Source organism: Cytobacillus massiliigabonensis, assembly GCF_900199725.1.
GTDB lineage: Bacteria > Bacillota > Bacilli > Bacillales > Cytobacillaceae > Cytobacillus > Cytobacillus massiliigabonensis.
This window is the reverse complement of record NZ_LT904904.1, coordinates 2,372,616-2,388,602: the sequence shown is the minus strand read 5'-3', so window position 1 is coordinate 2,388,602 and position 15,987 is coordinate 2,372,616. Positions and strand designations below refer to the sequence as shown.

The following is a 15,987-nucleotide window of genomic DNA, read 5'->3' as shown; positions in this document are numbered from 1 at the left end:
ATGCCTCTCTATCCTTCTATTACATTCAAGAAAACGTCTTCTCAAAAACAGTAAACTGCTTAATCGTTTCCAAATTGGGGTTATAACCGATTCCAGGCATTTCCGGTATTGTAATCATTCCATTTTCTACTTTAACCTCTGGTTCAATCAAATCTTTTTCCCAATATCTAGAGGATGCTGCTGTATCACCTGGCATGATAAAGTTTGAAAGAGTGGTTAAAGCAATATTATGAGCGCGTCCAATGCCAGCCTCTAACATGCCTCCACACCATACTGGAATATCATGTTCCTGACAAAGATCATGAATTCTCTTTGCCTCAGTTAACCCGCCAACCCGGCCTATTTTTATGTTAATGATTTTACAGCTTCCTAATTCAATCGCTTTTTTCGCATCTTCATATGAATGAATGCTTTCATCTAAACATACCGGCGTTCTTATTTCTCTTTGCAGGATAGCATGGTCTATAATATCATCTGAGGCTAACGGCTGTTCGATCATCATGAGTTCAAATTCATCCAGCTTTTTTAATAAAGGGATGTCCTTTAGACGATAAGCAGAATTGGCGTCAGCCATAAGAGGAATATTTGGAAAGCTTTTTCTGACCTCTCTAATTACATCCACATCCCAGCCTGGCTTAATCTTTACTTTCATTCGCTTATAGCCGTCATTCACATATTCTTCAATGAGACTCAGCAAGTCATCAACTGTATTTTGAATACCTATGCTTATTCCAACCTCAATTCGGTTTGAAGTTCCACCTAGGGCTTGAGCAAGTGGAATCCCCTTTTGCTTCGCATATAAATCCCAGACAGCCCCTTCAAAAGTTGATTTTGCCATATTATTTTTGCGTATGTAAGAAAGAGCATCTGTAACATTGTCAGGGTGTACAATTTCTCTATTTAATAGATTGGGAATAATAAAGTCTTCTAGCATATGCCAGTTCGTTTTTAATGTTTCTTCATTATACCAAGGGGAATGGAAAGCTACTGATTCACCCCAGCCGCTCATTCCGTTTTCATCCCTTGCTTCTAATAATAGAAATTCTTTTTCCTGGAATGTTCCAAAGCTCGTTGTAAATGGAGATTTCATTCTCATTTTCATCTGACGTAAAACCACTTCAGCTACCTTCATCAACCAAACCACCTTTACCTAATTTTTAATTGCAGTTTCTCTCTTGAGATTAAAACATAATAATGAACACTGTTTTCTTTTTCTTTCAAAAAACTAACCATCGCATAACCTTTGGCGAATAAAGTTTGCAAAACTTTTCGTATCGTTATCCGCCAATTTAAAGCAAGCTGGTGATTCTGTTTTTTAATCATTTGAAAGTTTGCTGGTATAGGAACAAGAATTGGTTCGTCTTTACTTTCTGGTAGTAAATCATGTTCTTCACACGGTACTGGTTCAGGAAAACCTTCAACTGTCATTCTCCACTGACAAGGGCTGTGCATCCCCGTATAATCAAAGATGTAGGGTTCATTTACATGCGAGCTATTAATCCACCATTCTACCTTTAATCGATCCGATGGAAGCCCATTGTTCAAGCTGTCTTCCATCTCCCCGTAGCAATTTTCCAAATAAGTGGAGCAAATAGCATGTAATTTAGATATATTCAAGTAAGCATTTCTGCTTTCTAGCGGGTCAAAGGTCCAAGATATTAAATCATACCCCAACTCGGTTGCATATTGTTTTTGCTTCTCCTTTAACTGTGCGCCAATCCCTTTATCCCGATGTTCCGGATCAATACCAAGCATATGCGAGCATAAATAACTTTTACCTTCCTGAAAACCTGCAAATCCGTAGCTGAAACCAACTAGTCTATTTTCAAGAAAAGCACCAAGCAGCATACCGCCATTTTGCGATGCAGTGATAGTTTGATGAACTGGAAGTGGATCCATATTCCAAATCTCACGCTCCAATTTTTGAATAAGATTCATATCAGCTGCTGTTTTTAAAATCCTAATCTCTATTTCTGAACTCATCCTTTCTCCTCCTTTCGTTTTTCTTCCAAAGTGTATAAGAGAGTGGTTGCCAGTATTTCCATTCCAGCATATATCGCTTCTTTATTAAAAGTCATTTTAGGATGATGAAGCCCTGGCTGTAAATCACAACCCAGCCCAAGCATAGTTGCCTTTATATGGGGTTTCTTTAAAGTGTAAAAATGAAAATCTTCTCCCCCACTCGAAATAATTGGGGACTTTAATTGATTTTTGCCGAGAACATCGATAATAGCTTTTTCCATAAAACGAACTGCTTCTTGATCAACGAGTGCAGCCGCTACGTTTGCTCCCGTCTTTACTGTAATTGTTACACCATATAATTTTGATAAGGATTCCGTTATATTCAGGATTTTTTCAGACAACTCATTGATTACTTCATTCGTTTGCGCACGTAAATCTAGGCTGAATGCTGCCTTCCCTGGAATAATATTCCCTGAGTCACTTCCTGCATGAAATTTCGTCATTTTCGCTGAATAAGGCACCATTGGATCTAAATGGATATTATTTATTTCATGAATAAGTGAAGCACCAATTTCTATTGCATTTTGACCAAGGTGGGGCCGTGCTCCATGTGCGTCCTCCCCAATGATTTCTCCTGTCAAAAATCTTGCTGCCCCATGATAGATAGCCGCAGATGCATACCCATTGTGAAGCTCTTGAATTGGTCTAAGATGCACACTGTATAAATAATCCACATCATCTACTATACCTAGTTCAATCATTTTCAATGCACCAGTGCCTTTTTCTTCAGCTGGCTGAAAGATGAATTTTAGTTTCCCTTTAGCAGGAAAGCCCACTTTCTGAAGGAGGAGCATTGCGCCAATCCCCATTGTCATATGGGCATCATGGCCACAGGAATGTATGGACTGAAAATGTCCATCCACCTCTTGCCACAATGCATCCATATCTGCCCTTAATGCCACACAAGGACTGCCTTTTCCTATTTCTGCAACAAGTCCTGGACATTCTGTGAAAGTCTGTACTTGAAAGCCTTTTTGTTCTAAAAGATCCTTTAAATATTCTGTTGTCTTATATTCATTCCAGCTAAGTTCTGGATTTTCATGTAAGTGAGTAAAAATTTCATCGATTTTGGGTTTTAATGGTTGTACATATTCTTTCAATCTAGTTTCCCCCTGACTAAATGAAAAAGTGTTCGCCATCCAGTTTTTCATATTGTTTCTTTCTTTTTTCAAATTGCTCTTTATCCTTAATTGAAACTCCAGCAATAACAGCATTTAAAAAGGAAAATAAAGCTGGTGCTGCATCAATCGTCGATTTTTCAGATATGTGAATGGCAAAGAGCATATCCGCATGTTTATTTATAGGAGCGACAGGAGAATCTGTAATGCCAATGACAAAGGCCCCTTGTTTTTTTGCCAATTCCGCTAATTTAATCGTATCTTTCATATAGCGATCAAATGAAATGGCTATAAAGACAGAAGCTTCATCCATTTCACTAATGGTTAGTAGAAGATCATCTGTTTCCGGACGGAGAAGTTTAACGTTTCCCCGAATAAGTCCAAGTGTAAAGGCTAGCCAGCTTGCCACTGCAAAAGAAGACCTTAATCCTGTAATGTATACTTTTTTCGTTTGAATTAATTGGTTTACAAATTGGTCAAACTCTTCCTCATGAATAGTACGTATCATTTCTTGAATATGGAGACAATCTTTCTCCATAACACTTGCATAAAAGTGAGGTTTTTCTGCCAGCTTGAGTTTACTTGTAAAATATTGCCCTAATGTACTGCTTTCAGCCAAAAGCTGCTCTCTAACCAATCTTTGCAACTCGGAGAAACCTGATAATTGAATCGAGTAGCAAAACCTGATCACCGTTGTTTCACTGACACCTATACTTTTCCCGATCTCACTGGCGGATTTTACTGCAAAATCTTTTGGCTGATCTAATAAATACTTGGCCGTCTTTTGCTGACCTTTTGAAAGCCGACTGAATTCACTATGAATCAATTCTTTAATATCCATTTTTACTCACCTATCAAAATGAAGTTTGTACTTTATTGATATATTTCATGAAGTTTCTGCTTCATTTATAAAAATCTAACATATTTTTAGTATTAAAACAATGATTATTCAGAAAATTTAATCGATTATTTCTAATAAATAATCGTTACTAAAAAATAATTTAACTTTCTATATCTTGATATACATCAAGGAATACTCCACTCTCTCCTTCTAGAATATAGACAAAAGGATACTATTACATTTCAGGAGGAAAACGAACAATGAAAACTGCCATCTATCAATTAGAGACACTTACTTGTCCATCATGCATTAAAAAGATTGAGGGAACATTAAACAAACAGGAAGGTGTTCATAAAGCTAAAGTCCTCTTTCACTCTAGTAAAGTAAAAACAGAATTCGATGAAACAAAAACGGATGTGAGAAAGCTTCATACAATGATTGAAAAGCTTGGCTATCCCGTATTATCAAAGAAAGAATCAGAAAGCTGAGGTGTTTAATTTGTCAAATAAAAAAAGGTCATTCATTGTCTCTATCACTGCTATTTTGCTATTAGCAGCATTTATATTTCATATATTCAATCTTACAACTCTTAAAAATGCCATTTTACTTACTTCAACTTTTATTGCCGGAATTCCAATTATGATTAAAGCACTCCAGTCTGCCCGCATGAAAACTTTCAGTATTGAATTGCTTGTAACGATTGCCGTTATTGGAGCAATATTCATTGGGGAATACATCGAATCAGCTGCAGTGACTTTTTTATTTCTATTCGGTGCATTACTTGAGACACGCACATTTGAGAAAACTCGCTCATCCTTAAAATCATTAATGGATCTGGCACCGCTTGAGGCAAAGGTGATACGAAACGAACAAACAATCAATTTGCCGCTTAATGATCTACGAAAAGGTGATCATGTTCTTTTCCAATCCGGAGACAAGGTTGCAGTTGATGGAGAAGTAATATCCGGTCAGGCATTTATTAACGAGGCTGCTATTACTGGCGAACCCGTACCTGTTAAAAAAAGTACGGAGGATTATGTTTTTACTGGAACAATCGTTGATAACGGGTATATCGAAGTGATAGCAGATAAAGTTGGAGAGGACACAACCTTTGCCAAGATTATTGAGCTTGTTGAAGAAGCACAGGACTCGAAAGCTAAGACACAGAAATTCGTAGAGAAATTTGCCCATTTTTATACACCAGCAATTGTAATCTTCTCAATTTTTGTCCTGATATTCACGAGAGACTTTGAATTAACACTTACCTTTCTCGTGATTGCCTGTCCGGGTGCACTAGTTATCTCTGCCCCTGTTTCCATAGTTGCTGGAATTGGAAATGGGGCCAAAAATGGCATCCTTATAAAAAGCGGAGAAATAATTGAGAATTTAGCTCGTATAGATGCAGTGATTTTTGATAAAACCGGTACATTAACAAAGGGGCAGCCCGAGGTAATCTCTATATTCACTTATACAATGCAGGAAAATAAATTCTTGCAGCTTGCTGCAGCTGCAGAAACAGTATCTGAACACCATCTAGGTCAAACAATCGTTCAAGAAGCAATAAAAAGGAATCTTCCTATTATTGATAAACCATCCGAAGCTGAAATTATTAAAGGGTTAGGAATTACTGGTATTGTAAATGAACAGACATTTGCTATAGGGAATCGAAAGCTTATGCATAAGGAGGAAATTTATATTTCAAAAGAAATGGAAAGAGCTGCTCTAAAAAGTGAAAAGTTGGGTAACACAGTCATCTTCGCCGCTTTTAACAACGAATTATGCGGTATTATTTCCATTGCCGATCAAATCCGGTCAGAAGCAAAGGAAACCATTAGAAATCTGAAATCAGATGGAATTAAAAAGGTGATTATGCTTACCGGTGATAATCCTCATACGGCTGCACTTGTCGGAAATCAGCTTGGCATCGATTACGTTATGGCTGAAATGCTTCCAGATGATAAGGTTGTAAAGCTTAAGGAATTCCAGCAAGCTGGCTATCGTGTGGCAATGGTTGGGGATGGAATTAATGATGCGCCTGCTATTGCCGCTGCAGATATCGGTATTGCAATGGGTGGAGCTGGCACTGATGTTGCAATGGAAACGGCAGATGTTGTCTTAATGTCCGACAGACTGGATCGTCTCCCTCAAGCACGTAAGCTTGCAAAATCAACAGTCAGAAACATGAAGCAAAATACTTATTTTGCTGTTGGCACCGTTCTCCTTCTCCTTGCAGGTGTTTTATTTAAAAAAGTTTTCCTAGCTTCGGGTATGCTGATTCATGAATTAAGCGTCCTTATTGTCATTGTTAACGCCATTCGACTTGTAAGATATAATAAAGACAAAAGAACAGAGCAAAAACAAATAGCTTCTGTATTCCTATCAGAAAAGGGTGCATAAAATTGAGCAGCTGCAGACACGTAGAGGACGAGAAAAATCAGCTTTGTATCTCAGCAGTCCCTATATTTAATCATTTAAAGCAAGATGAGATGAAGGAGATCGTAAAAACTACACATATGAAAAAATTTTCTCGCGGTGAAATTATTTATGAAGCCGGAGAGAATTCTGATTATATGTATATTCTTCATCGTGGTCGTGTGAAAATTTATTACCTTTCAGAAACAGGAAAAGAACAGCTCATTCGCATCATGGAACCTGGAGATTTCATGGGTGAGCTTTCCCTTTTTTCTAAGAGTACGTTTGACCATTATGCAGGAACAATGGAAAACACAGAAATATGTATCATGCGGCAGCAGGATTTACAGGCATTTCTTTTGAAATGGCCATCCATTTCCTTAAAACTGCTTGATGAATTTAGTAAACGCCTCTTGAATGTGGAAAAACTAGTCAGCGATCTTACTTCTAAGGATGTTGAAAAGCGAACAGCATCTTATCTTGTAAACCAGGCAGAAAAAGAAGGCTCCCTTAGCTTTACCCTTCCCTTAAGCAAAAAAGAGCTTGCCTCCTATCTCGGAACAACACCTGAAAGTATTAGCCGCAAACTAGCTGAATTTCAGGAGCAAGGCTTTCTCATCTTATCTGGGCAAAAAAATATTAAACTTTTGGAATTGGATCAATTACGAAATATATGAACAAACATGGGCATCACATATGGTGATGCCTTTTATTATTAAATATGCCAACTATATATTTCCTGTATTCTAGCTCGTTTAACGTCATAATTCATCCTTTCCCCCATTTTCTTTTTTTCTGTAAAAAAAACTTTTCAAATATTATCCAAATATGTTATAGTTGATTACACAAGTAATCAACTAACCAACAATATTAAAAAAGAAGGAGAGAACTGTGAAATCTACTTTTGATGATTCAAAACCAATTTTCCAGCAAATTGCAGATATGATTGCTGATGATATCGTTGATGGACAGTTAAAAGAAGGAGATCAAGTCGTATCGACTACTGAGCTTTCAAAATTCTATCAAATCAATCGAGCAACTGCACAAAAAGGTTTAGCAATCCTTGTAGATGCTGGTCTCGTATTTAAACAAAGGGGTGTTGGAATGTTTGTTGCAGAAGGTGCCAAAAAGACATTGCTTGCGAAACGCAAACAGGATTTTTATAAGCAGTTTGTTCAGCCCATGTTAGATGAAGCAAAACGGATTCATTTAACGGAAGAGGAGATTATTTATTTTATTAAGGAGGATTCCAATGATTAATGTAAAGAACTTATCGTTTTCATATGGAAATACGCCTGCGCTTACAAATGTCAATTTACTTGAGGAAGAACCAATCATTGTCGGATTATGGGGAAGAAATGGTGCAGGGAAAACAACGTTAATGAAACTGCTTTCCGGTCAAGAAAAGCCTGATACTGGTCAAATACTTGTGCATAATGCATCACCTTATAATAATAGCAACAGTATGAAATACATTAGCTATATGCAAGAAAATCACCCATTTTCTGAATTTTGGAATGTGAACGATGCACTTCGATTCGCTTCCTATTTCAATGAGAACTGGGATCATCATTTAGCAGATGAACTTGTTGAAATGTTCGAACTGCCAAGAAGAAAACGAATAAAAAGTTTTTCAAAAGGGATGCAGACAATGACAACGATGGTGATTGGATTAGCCTGTAAATCACCCATTACGATTATGGATGAACCAACAAATGGCCTCGATGCATATATGAGAAAGGTTTTTTACGATGCGCTGCTTGATACGTATGAAGAACATCCACGTTTATTTATTTTATCCTCCCACCATATTGATGAAATAGAACCAATATGTGAAAAAATTGCTATTGTCGATAAGCAAACGATTACTCAATATGATGAGACAGAAAAGATAAAAATGCTCGGAATCATATTAACTGGTGATGTGTCTTCAATCGAACCTCTAACTGCCCGCAGCAGAATCTTAGATCAGCGTAAATTAGGCAATCAGATGAGTGTCATGTTAGATGAACCGTTCAATGATGAATGGATCTCTAGAGCAGTCCAATTGAATATCAATATTGAGAAAGCACCTCTACAGGACTATCTTGTTAATATTACAAAGAGAAATAAGGAGGCAAAAGGTAAATGAATACATTTAAAGGACCTTTCCGTGTCATTTTCGAAGATTTGCGTATTCAGTTTTATATATTGACTGGTGCAACCCTTGTCCTATCGCTTGTCTATTTAATTATAGGAAAAATATTGGCATCACACGATACATTTACTGTTGGCGCAAGCTTTGGACCTTATTATAGCTTGTTTTTGTACTATCCTTTCTTAGCATACACTAAAGCATATAAATATACGATTTCTTTAGGCGGTACGAGAAAACAGTTTTTACTTAGCACAATAGCAAACACTGGAATATTTCTATTAATGACCACATTGATCTTGAATGCATTTTATTTACTTACTGACTATTTAGCTAATAAGGAAATTATTTCAGCTAAACTAATTCATATGGGTGATTTAGTAAAAGGAGCTAGTCCCCTTCTCTATCCTTGGATCGATTTACTTTGGGGGATCATTCTTTTCGGTATCGGATTATTTCTTTGCAGTTGCTGGTATTACTTTGGAACAGTACGAACTATGATTGCTGCAACAATACTTCTCATCCTTGCAATCTCTTATATAGCTTTTGGGGAAATTAGCCCATTCATCCAATTCATGATAAGCAAGCATCTTACTTTTGTTCATATTCTAGCTGGCATTTCTTGTCTTCTAATTTTCTTATCCTATTTCATTATGAGAAACGGTCCTCTTGAAAGATGTACAAAACTAAATTTAAGCATAAAATCTTAACACCAAAAGAAAAGGCTCCATACGATGCCTTTTCTTTTTGGTTACATCAAATTTCTACAATTCCATTTCCAATACAATCGGACAGTGATCACTGCCCATAATTTCACTGTGGATTTCAGCCGCTTGAATCGAATTCTTTAATCGATCGGAAACGATAAAATAATCGATCCGCCAGCCAATATTCCTTTCTCTAACTTTCATCATGTAGGACCACCAAGTATATGCACCCTCTGCATCAGGATAAACATACCTGAATGAATCAACAAAACCGGAATTCAATAGGATCGACATCTTTCCCCGTTCTTCCGTTGTAAACCCGGAATTTCCATGATTAGATTTTGCATTTTTTAAATCAATTTCATGATGAGCGACATTTAAATCCCCGCAATAAATAACTGGTTTTAATTGATCAAGGTCTTGGAGATAGATTCGAAGCTCTTCTTCCCATTCCAATCGATACGAGAGTCGGGCTAAATCCCTCTGCGAATTCGGAGTATATACATTTACTAAGTAAAAATCTTCAAACTCAAGCGTAATAATTCTGCCTTCATTTTCAGTCTCATTATCCCCTACTCCATATTTAACGGAAAGAGGTTTTTTCTTAGTAAAAATAGCCGTTCCAGAATACCCTTTTTTCAAAGCATAATTCCAAAATTGGTAGTAGCCGTCTAAGTCCAGTTCTATCTGTCCCTCTTGAAGCTTTGACTCCTGAATACAAAAAATATCTGCATCAATACTATTAAAATAATCTAAAAAGCCTTTCTTTACACAGGCTCTAAGTCCATTCACATTCCATGAAACAAATTTCATTGTTGAAATACTCCTTATAAAAATTCTATTAGAATACTAGATTAACATGGATCGTTCTTTCATGCATATATTTGATATTCCTAATAGATTTAAGAAAACATGATAAAGCGAATTTTTTAGAAAAATCGTTTATAGTTATAGAAAAGGAGGAATTTACATGGCAGAACATCAATTTCTTTTAAAAGCTCATTGGCCTGGCTTGCGCAATGATGTTGGTAATATTGAAACTGGACAATTGAAAACAAAGGTTTCCATTCCGCCCGAAATGGATGGACCGGGAATAGGAACAAATCCAGATGAAATGCTGCTTGGAGCTGCTGCCACTTGTTACATTATTACGTTAGCTGCGATGATGGAGCGCAGCAAGCTGGAAAAAGTTGATTTAACAATGGAGTCTGTTGGTATAGTTGATGTGACTAAAGGCATTATTACCTATAAAAAAATTATACACCGCCCAGTCATTGTTCTTAAAACAGATGCGACTGATGCAGATTCTGAGCTTGCATTGAAACTTGCAAAAAAAGCGGAAACCTCATGCATGATTTCCCGTGCATTAAAAGGAAATGTGGAAATTGAACTGAATGTTTCAATTTCGAAGGAATAATTATCAGATCTGTTTTTTGAACTCAGCTCTATATGGAATTAAATTAGACAAACATCATTTCATAACCTTAGCAATATGCTAACTGTAGAACATCATTGGTGGTGATTACATGGCAGTTGTTGCACATAATCAATCAGATATTGATTTATTAGCAAGATTGCTTCGGGCTGAGGCTGAAGGAGAAGGCATCCAAGGAATGATGCTTGTCGGTGCTGTAGGCATTAATAGAATTCGAGCAAATTGTTCTGATTTTAAAGGATTAAGAACGATTCCAGATATGGTCTATCAGCCTCATGCCTTTGAAGCCGTTCAAAAGGGATATTTTTATCAAAGACCAAGGGAAAGTGAAAGACGTTTAGCTCGTCGTGCAGTAAGAGGTGAAAGACCATGGCCAGCAAAATATGCTTTATGGTATTTCCGCCCTCCTGGGGATTGTCCGCCAACTTGGTACAATCAACCCCTAGTTGGCCGTTTTAAACTTCATTGTTTTTATGAGCCATTAGCTGTTGAATGTGAAAATGTCTACAATACATTTTAAACATTTATGCTTATTCCGCCTGCGGAGTAAGCATTTTTTTAATTATATGTGTAATGTATGGACAAATCGGTTATAAGTATGAAAAGCGTACATAAACGCAAACTACAAATAGGAATAAATAGAAAGGAGCTTATCATGCAGAAAGGAAATTTCCAGTTAACATTGCAAACATCCAGTCTTGTTCTAGGATTTATGGTCTGGGTCATTCTCTCGTCTTTGATGCCCTATATTTCTGCTGATATTTCACTTACAGCCAATCAAATGACATTAGTGACCGCAACGCCTGTTATTCTAGGGTCGCTCCTTCGAATACCAATTGGATTCTGGACAAACAGATATGGAGCAAGAACCATTTTTACGATTAGTTTTATCATCCTTATCTTGCCTGTATTTATTATTAGCATGGCTAACTCTTTTATCATTTTGATTCTTGGCGGTCTGCTCGTGGGAATCGGAGGAGCTGTTTTTTCAGTAGGAGTCACCTCTCTTCCTAAATATTATCCTAAAGAAAAACACGGCTTTGTAAATGGAATCTACGGTGCGGGTAACATAGGTACAGCCCTAACATCTTTTTTAGCACCTGTCCTTGCTGATTCATTTGGATGGCGCTTAACGATTCAATTTTATATCATCTTATTAATATTAGTGGCACTTTTAAACTTTACACTTGGTGATCGCAAAGAGAAAAAAGTCCATGCCATTTTTTCTCAGCAATTTAAAAGTGTCTATAAAAATCCTAAGCTTTGGCTTCTTAGCCTATTTTATTTTATTACATTTGGATCGTTCGTTGCGTTTACCATATACCTCCCCAATTTTCTAGTTAATCATTTTGGATTAGAAAAAGTGGATGCAGGCTTCCGTACTNCGTAATAATTCTGCCTTCATTTTCAGTCTCATTATCCCCTACTCCATATTTAACGGAAAGAGGTTTTTTCTTAGTAAAAATAGCCGTTCCAGAATACCCTTTTTTCAAAGCATAATTCCAAAATTGGTAGTAGCCGTCTAAGTCCAGTTCTATCTGTCCCTCTTGAAGCTTTGACTCCTGAATACAAAAAATATCTGCATCAATACTATTAAAATAATCTAAAAAGCCTTTCTTTACACAGGCTCTAAGTCCATTCACATTCCATGAAACAAATTTCATTGTTGAAATACTCCTTATAAAAATTCTATTAGAATACTAGATTAACATGGATCGTTCTTTCATGCATATATTTGATATTCCTAATAGATTTAAGAAAACATGATAAAGCGAATTTTTTAGAAAAATCGTTTATAGTTATAGAAAAGGAGGAATTTACATGGCAGAACATCAATTTCTTTTAAAAGCTCATTGGCCTGGCTTGCGCAATGATGTTGGTAATATTGAAACTGGACAATTGAAAACAAAGGTTTCCATTCCGCCCGAAATGGATGGACCGGGAATAGGAACAAATCCAGATGAAATGCTGCTTGGAGCTGCTGCCACTTGTTACATTATTACGTTAGCTGCGATGATGGAGCGCAGCAAGCTGGAAAAAGTTGATTTAACAATGGAGTCTGTTGGTATAGTTGATGTGACTAAAGGCATTATTACCTATAAAAAAATTATACACCGCCCAGTCATTGTTCTTAAAACAGATGCGACTGATGCAGATTCTGAGCTTGCATTGAAACTTGCAAAAAAAGCGGAAACCTCATGCATGATTTCCCGTGCATTAAAAGGAAATGTGGAAATTGAACTGAATGTTTCAATTTCGAAGGAATAATTATCAGATCTGTTTTTTGAACTCAGCTCTATATGGAATTAAATTAGACAAACATCATTTCATAACCTTAGCAATATGCTAACTGTAGAACATCATTGGTGGTGATTACATGGCAGTTGTTGCACATAATCAATCAGATATTGATTTATTAGCAAGATTGCTTCGGGCTGAGGCTGAAGGAGAAGGCATCCAAGGAATGATGCTTGTCGGTGCTGTAGGCATTAATAGAATTCGAGCAAATTGTTCTGATTTTAAAGGATTAAGAACGATTCCAGATATGGTCTATCAGCCTCATGCCTTTGAAGCCGTTCAAAAGGGATATTTTTATCAAAGACCAAGGGAAAGTGAAAGACGTTTAGCTCGTCGTGCAGTAAGAGGTGAAAGACCATGGCCAGCAAAATATGCTTTATGGTATTTCCGCCCTCCTGGGGATTGTCCGCCAACTTGGTACAATCAACCCCTAGTTGGCCGTTTTAAACTTCATTGTTTTTATGAGCCATTAGCTGTTGAATGTGAAAATGTCTACAATACATTTTAAACATTTATGCTTATTCCGCCTGCGGAGTAAGCATTTTTTTAATTATATGTGTAATGTATGGACAAATCGGTTATAAGTATGAAAAGCGTACATAAACGCAAACTACAAATAGGAATAAATAGAAAGGAGCTTATCATGCAGAAAGGAAATTTCCAGTTAACATTGCAAACATCCAGTCTTGTTCTAGGATTTATGGTCTGGGTCATTCTCTCGTCTTTGATGCCCTATATTTCTGCTGATATTTCACTTACAGCCAATCAAATGACATTAGTGACCGCAACGCCTGTTATTCTAGGGTCGCTCCTTCGAATACCAATTGGATTCTGGACAAACAGATATGGAGCAAGAACCATTTTTACGATTAGTTTTATCATCCTTATCTTGCCTGTATTTATTATTAGCATGGCTAACTCTTTTATCATTTTGATTCTTGGCGGTCTGCTCGTGGGAATCGGAGGAGCTGTTTTTTCAGTAGGAGTCACCTCTCTTCCTAAATATTATCCTAAAGAAAAACACGGCTTTGTAAATGGAATCTACGGTGCGGGTAACATAGGTACAGCCCTAACATCTTTTTTAGCACCTGTCCTTGCTGATTCATTTGGATGGCGCTTAACGATTCAATTTTATATCATCTTATTAATATTAGTGGCACTTTTAAACTTTACACTTGGTGATCGCAAAGAGAAAAAAGTCCATGCCATTTTTTCTCAGCAATTTAAAAGTGTCTATAAAAATCCTAAGCTTTGGCTTCTTAGCCTATTTTATTTTATTACATTTGGATCGTTCGTTGCGTTTACCATATACCTCCCCAATTTTCTAGTTAATCATTTTGGATTAGAAAAAGTGGATGCAGGCTTCCGTACTGCAGGTTTCATCGCTCTAGCAACTTTCTTGCGACCTATTGGCGGTTGGCTCGGGGATAAGTTTAATTCTTTTTTAATTTTAGTTTTTGTTTTTTCTGGATTAACATTTGCAGGATTTTTATTATCTTTTACACCCTCCCTTCCTGTTTACACAGTTGGCTGCTTGGCTGTAGCCATATGTGCCGGTATTGGGAATGGGGTAATTTTCAAGCTAGTACCTCTTTATTTTTCAAAGCAAGCTGGAATTGTCAATGGGATTGTTTCAGCAATGGGCGGATTAGGCGGTTTCTTCCCACCAATTATTTTAACCATTTTGCACAATTGGACTGGCCACTATGCCATTGGGTTTATGTCACTATCCGAATTTGCATTAGCAAGTACAATCCTTGTTGTTTGGCTTTATTATCAGGACAAATTGACACTTGCCAATCAAATTGTGGAAAGCACAGGTCAAGGAATTATGGTTACTGATCTCAATGGAGTCATTCAACAAGTAAATCCTGCGTTTACAAAAATGACTGGTTACACATTAGATGAAGCTGTTGGCAAAACGCCAAATATTTTGCATTCTGGAAAGCATAATAAAGAATTTTACAAAAATATGTGGAAAGAAATTGATGAATACGGGTATTGGCAAGGAGAAATATGGAACAAACGAAAAAGTGGGGAAACCTATCTTGAGTGGTTAACGATTAGTACCCTTAAGGACGAAGCAGGTCATCCTCAAAAGCATGTCGCAATGTTTAGTGATATTACACAACAGTGACAATACTAGATAAACTTAAGATATTGCAGGATAAACACAAAGAAATGCTCGATAATTTCAAATTTTTTTTGACAACACCTAACTGATGTTCGATAATGTTTTGTTGCTGTTCGAAAATTTTATCGAATGCAAAAAATAATCACTTTCCAAAACGGAAAGTGATTATTTTTTACGGGCGGCTGTTCTTATATCCATCGCGTGCCCGATATTGCTGTGGTGCACGAGCAGGATAACGGCCAGGAAAGCTGAACATATGAATCAGCTGAGTAAAGGGAATAGCCGCAAATAAAATGAATGAAGATAACACATGCAATTGGAACAATAAAGGAACCGCTGTCATAAGTTCATACTCGGGCTGAAGAGTAAAAAGACTTCGAAACCATGGTCCAATCGTTACCCGATATTCATATGCTACAACCGTTGTATTATAAACAAGAGTCATATACGTTCCTAACCCTGCAACAACAATTAGCCATATTACTGTAAAATAGTCAGCAAATGAAGCATGCACTTTGACTCTTGGGTTAGAAAACTTGCGGATCAGGAGAATAATTAACCCTATTACAACCATCAGACCTGCAATTCCACCGCCTGCTATAGCTCCAAAATGGTAAAGATGATCAGTAACACCAATTGACTCATAAAATTCAATTGGTATCAATACACCCATTACATGTCCAATAAACGCAAAGAGAATTCCCCAATGAAAAAGCAATGAACCGATTCTTAACCACTTTTTCTCAAAAATCTCTGTTGATGGTGCATGCCAGCTCGTCCCGCGAAAGACAAAGCGATAAATAGAAGCAACGACTAATATGGTTCCAAAAATATAAGGAAAAATCCCCCACCAAAAAAATCCCATGTCTGTCCTCCTTAGCAGGTT

General features: G+C 36.9%; 17 protein-coding genes and 2 pseudogenes. 12 read left to right on the top strand and 7 right to left on the bottom strand.

The annotated features are described in order from the left end of the window. Nucleotides 1–25: 25 nt before the first annotated feature. The 4 genes from menC to C1726_RS22940 are packed head-to-tail and all read right to left on the bottom strand — an operon-like array spanning nucleotide 26 to nucleotide 3,981. Nucleotides 26–1,132 carry an o-succinylbenzoate synthase gene (gene menC / locus C1726_RS22955; RefSeq protein WP_102275280.1) on the bottom strand — a complete coding sequence of 369 codons (1,107 nt, stop codon included), beginning with the start codon at nucleotides 1,130–1,132 and terminating at the stop codon, nucleotides 26–28. A 14-nt stretch (nucleotides 1,133–1,146) separates the two neighbouring features. Beyond that, on the bottom strand, nucleotides 1,147–1,983 hold the full coding sequence (locus tag C1726_RS22950; protein WP_102275279.1) for a GNAT family N-acetyltransferase: 837 nt from the start codon (nucleotides 1,981–1,983) through the stop codon (nucleotides 1,147–1,149). Then, entirely contained in the window at nucleotides 1,980–3,122 is a 1,143-nt protein-coding gene (locus C1726_RS22945; RefSeq protein ID WP_102275278.1) for a M20 peptidase aminoacylase family protein, read from the bottom strand. The genes C1726_RS22950 and C1726_RS22945 overlap by 4 nt, the downstream gene beginning before the upstream one ends. A 16-nt stretch (nucleotides 3,123–3,138) precedes the next feature. Then, the gene (locus C1726_RS22940; protein WP_102275277.1) at nucleotides 3,139–3,981 is read right to left on the bottom strand and encodes a MurR/RpiR family transcriptional regulator; all 843 of its coding nucleotides are present in this window, start codon (nucleotides 3,979–3,981) and stop codon (nucleotides 3,139–3,141) included. A gap of 260 nt (nucleotides 3,982–4,241) precedes the next feature. Between C1726_RS22940 and C1726_RS22935 the strand changes: the two genes are divergently transcribed. The 6 genes from C1726_RS22935 to C1726_RS22910 all read left to right on the top strand — a co-directional run bounded on the left by C1726_RS22935 (nucleotide 4,242) and on the right by C1726_RS22910 (nucleotide 9,237). Next, complete coding sequence (locus C1726_RS22935) at nucleotides 4,242–4,469, top strand: heavy-metal-associated domain-containing protein (RefSeq protein ID WP_102275276.1); 228 nt, start codon at nucleotides 4,242–4,244, stop codon at nucleotides 4,467–4,469. A gap of 10 nt (nucleotides 4,470–4,479) precedes the next feature. Next, the gene (locus tag C1726_RS22930) at nucleotides 4,480–6,378 is read left to right on the top strand and encodes a heavy metal translocating P-type ATPase (protein ID WP_102275275.1); all 1,899 of its coding nucleotides are present in this window, start codon (nucleotides 4,480–4,482) and stop codon (nucleotides 6,376–6,378) included. Between the two features lie 2 nt (nucleotides 6,379–6,380). After that, complete coding sequence (locus C1726_RS22925; protein WP_216629080.1) at nucleotides 6,381–7,070, top strand: Crp/Fnr family transcriptional regulator; 690 nt, start codon at nucleotides 6,381–6,383, stop codon at nucleotides 7,068–7,070. A 214-nt stretch (nucleotides 7,071–7,284) separates the two neighbouring features. Next, nucleotides 7,285–7,653: a GntR family transcriptional regulator gene (locus C1726_RS22920; protein WP_102275274.1), complete on the top strand. Its 369-nt coding sequence runs from the start codon at nucleotides 7,285–7,287 to the stop codon at nucleotides 7,651–7,653. Then, on the top strand, nucleotides 7,646–8,524 hold the full coding sequence (locus tag C1726_RS22915; RefSeq protein WP_102275273.1) for an ATP-binding cassette domain-containing protein: 879 nt from the start codon (nucleotides 7,646–7,648) through the stop codon (nucleotides 8,522–8,524). Before C1726_RS22920 ends, C1726_RS22915 begins: the two co-directional genes overlap by 8 nt. Next, nucleotides 8,521–9,237 carry a hypothetical protein gene (locus tag C1726_RS22910; RefSeq protein ID WP_102275272.1) on the top strand — a complete coding sequence of 239 codons (717 nt, stop codon included), beginning with the start codon at nucleotides 8,521–8,523 and terminating at the stop codon, nucleotides 9,235–9,237. The genes C1726_RS22915 and C1726_RS22910 overlap by 4 nt, the downstream gene beginning before the upstream one ends. Nucleotides 9,238–9,291: 54 nt before the next feature. Here the strand turns inward: C1726_RS22910 and C1726_RS22905 are convergent, their stop codons facing one another. Next, a complete protein-coding gene (locus C1726_RS22905; RefSeq protein WP_102275271.1) occupies nucleotides 9,292–10,047 on the bottom strand; it encodes an exodeoxyribonuclease III in 756 nt (251 codons plus the stop codon). A 157-nt stretch (nucleotides 10,048–10,204) separates the two neighbouring features. Here C1726_RS22905 and C1726_RS22900 point away from each other — a divergent pair, with 157 nt between their 5' ends. From C1726_RS22900 to C1726_RS22890, 3 genes and pseudogenes are all read left to right on the top strand, one after another. After that, nucleotides 10,205–10,651 carry an OsmC family protein gene (locus C1726_RS22900; protein ID WP_102275269.1) on the top strand — a complete coding sequence of 149 codons (447 nt, stop codon included), beginning with the start codon at nucleotides 10,205–10,207 and terminating at the stop codon, nucleotides 10,649–10,651. Nucleotides 10,652–10,760: 109 nt separating this feature from the next. Next, the gene (locus C1726_RS22895) at nucleotides 10,761–11,189 is read left to right on the top strand and encodes a cell wall hydrolase (protein WP_102275268.1); all 429 of its coding nucleotides are present in this window, start codon (nucleotides 10,761–10,763) and stop codon (nucleotides 11,187–11,189) included. A gap of 135 nt (nucleotides 11,190–11,324) precedes the next feature. Further along, nucleotides 11,325–12,053 (top strand): annotated as a pseudogene (locus tag C1726_RS22890) (MFS transporter); the annotation flags it as partial. Nucleotide 12,054: 1 nt separating this feature from the next. Here C1726_RS22890 and C1726_RS22885 read toward each other — a convergent pair. After that, nucleotides 12,055–12,333, bottom strand: a pseudogene (locus C1726_RS22885) (exodeoxyribonuclease III); the annotation flags it as partial. Between the two features lie 157 nt (nucleotides 12,334–12,490). On the opposite strand from C1726_RS22885, the gene C1726_RS22880 reads away from it, so the two are divergent. From C1726_RS22880 to C1726_RS22870, 3 genes are all read left to right on the top strand, one after another. After that, nucleotides 12,491–12,937 carry an OsmC family protein gene (locus tag C1726_RS22880; RefSeq protein ID WP_102275269.1) on the top strand — a complete coding sequence of 149 codons (447 nt, stop codon included), beginning with the start codon at nucleotides 12,491–12,493 and terminating at the stop codon, nucleotides 12,935–12,937. Nucleotides 12,938–13,046: 109 nt separating this feature from the next. Next, nucleotides 13,047–13,475, top strand: coding sequence for a cell wall hydrolase (locus C1726_RS22875; protein ID WP_102275268.1), 429 nt, complete (start codon nucleotides 13,047–13,049; stop codon nucleotides 13,473–13,475). 135 nt (nucleotides 13,476–13,610) lie between these two features. Beyond that, a complete protein-coding gene (locus C1726_RS22870) occupies nucleotides 13,611–15,104 on the top strand; it encodes a nitrate/nitrite transporter (protein ID WP_102275267.1) in 1,494 nt (497 codons plus the stop codon). A gap of 169 nt (nucleotides 15,105–15,273) precedes the next feature. Here C1726_RS22870 and narI read toward each other — a convergent pair whose 3' ends face one another. Continuing rightward, entirely contained in the window at nucleotides 15,274–15,966 is a 693-nt protein-coding gene (gene narI, locus C1726_RS22865; RefSeq protein ID WP_102275266.1) for a respiratory nitrate reductase subunit gamma, read from the bottom strand. Nucleotides 15,967–15,987 lie beyond the last annotated feature (21 nt).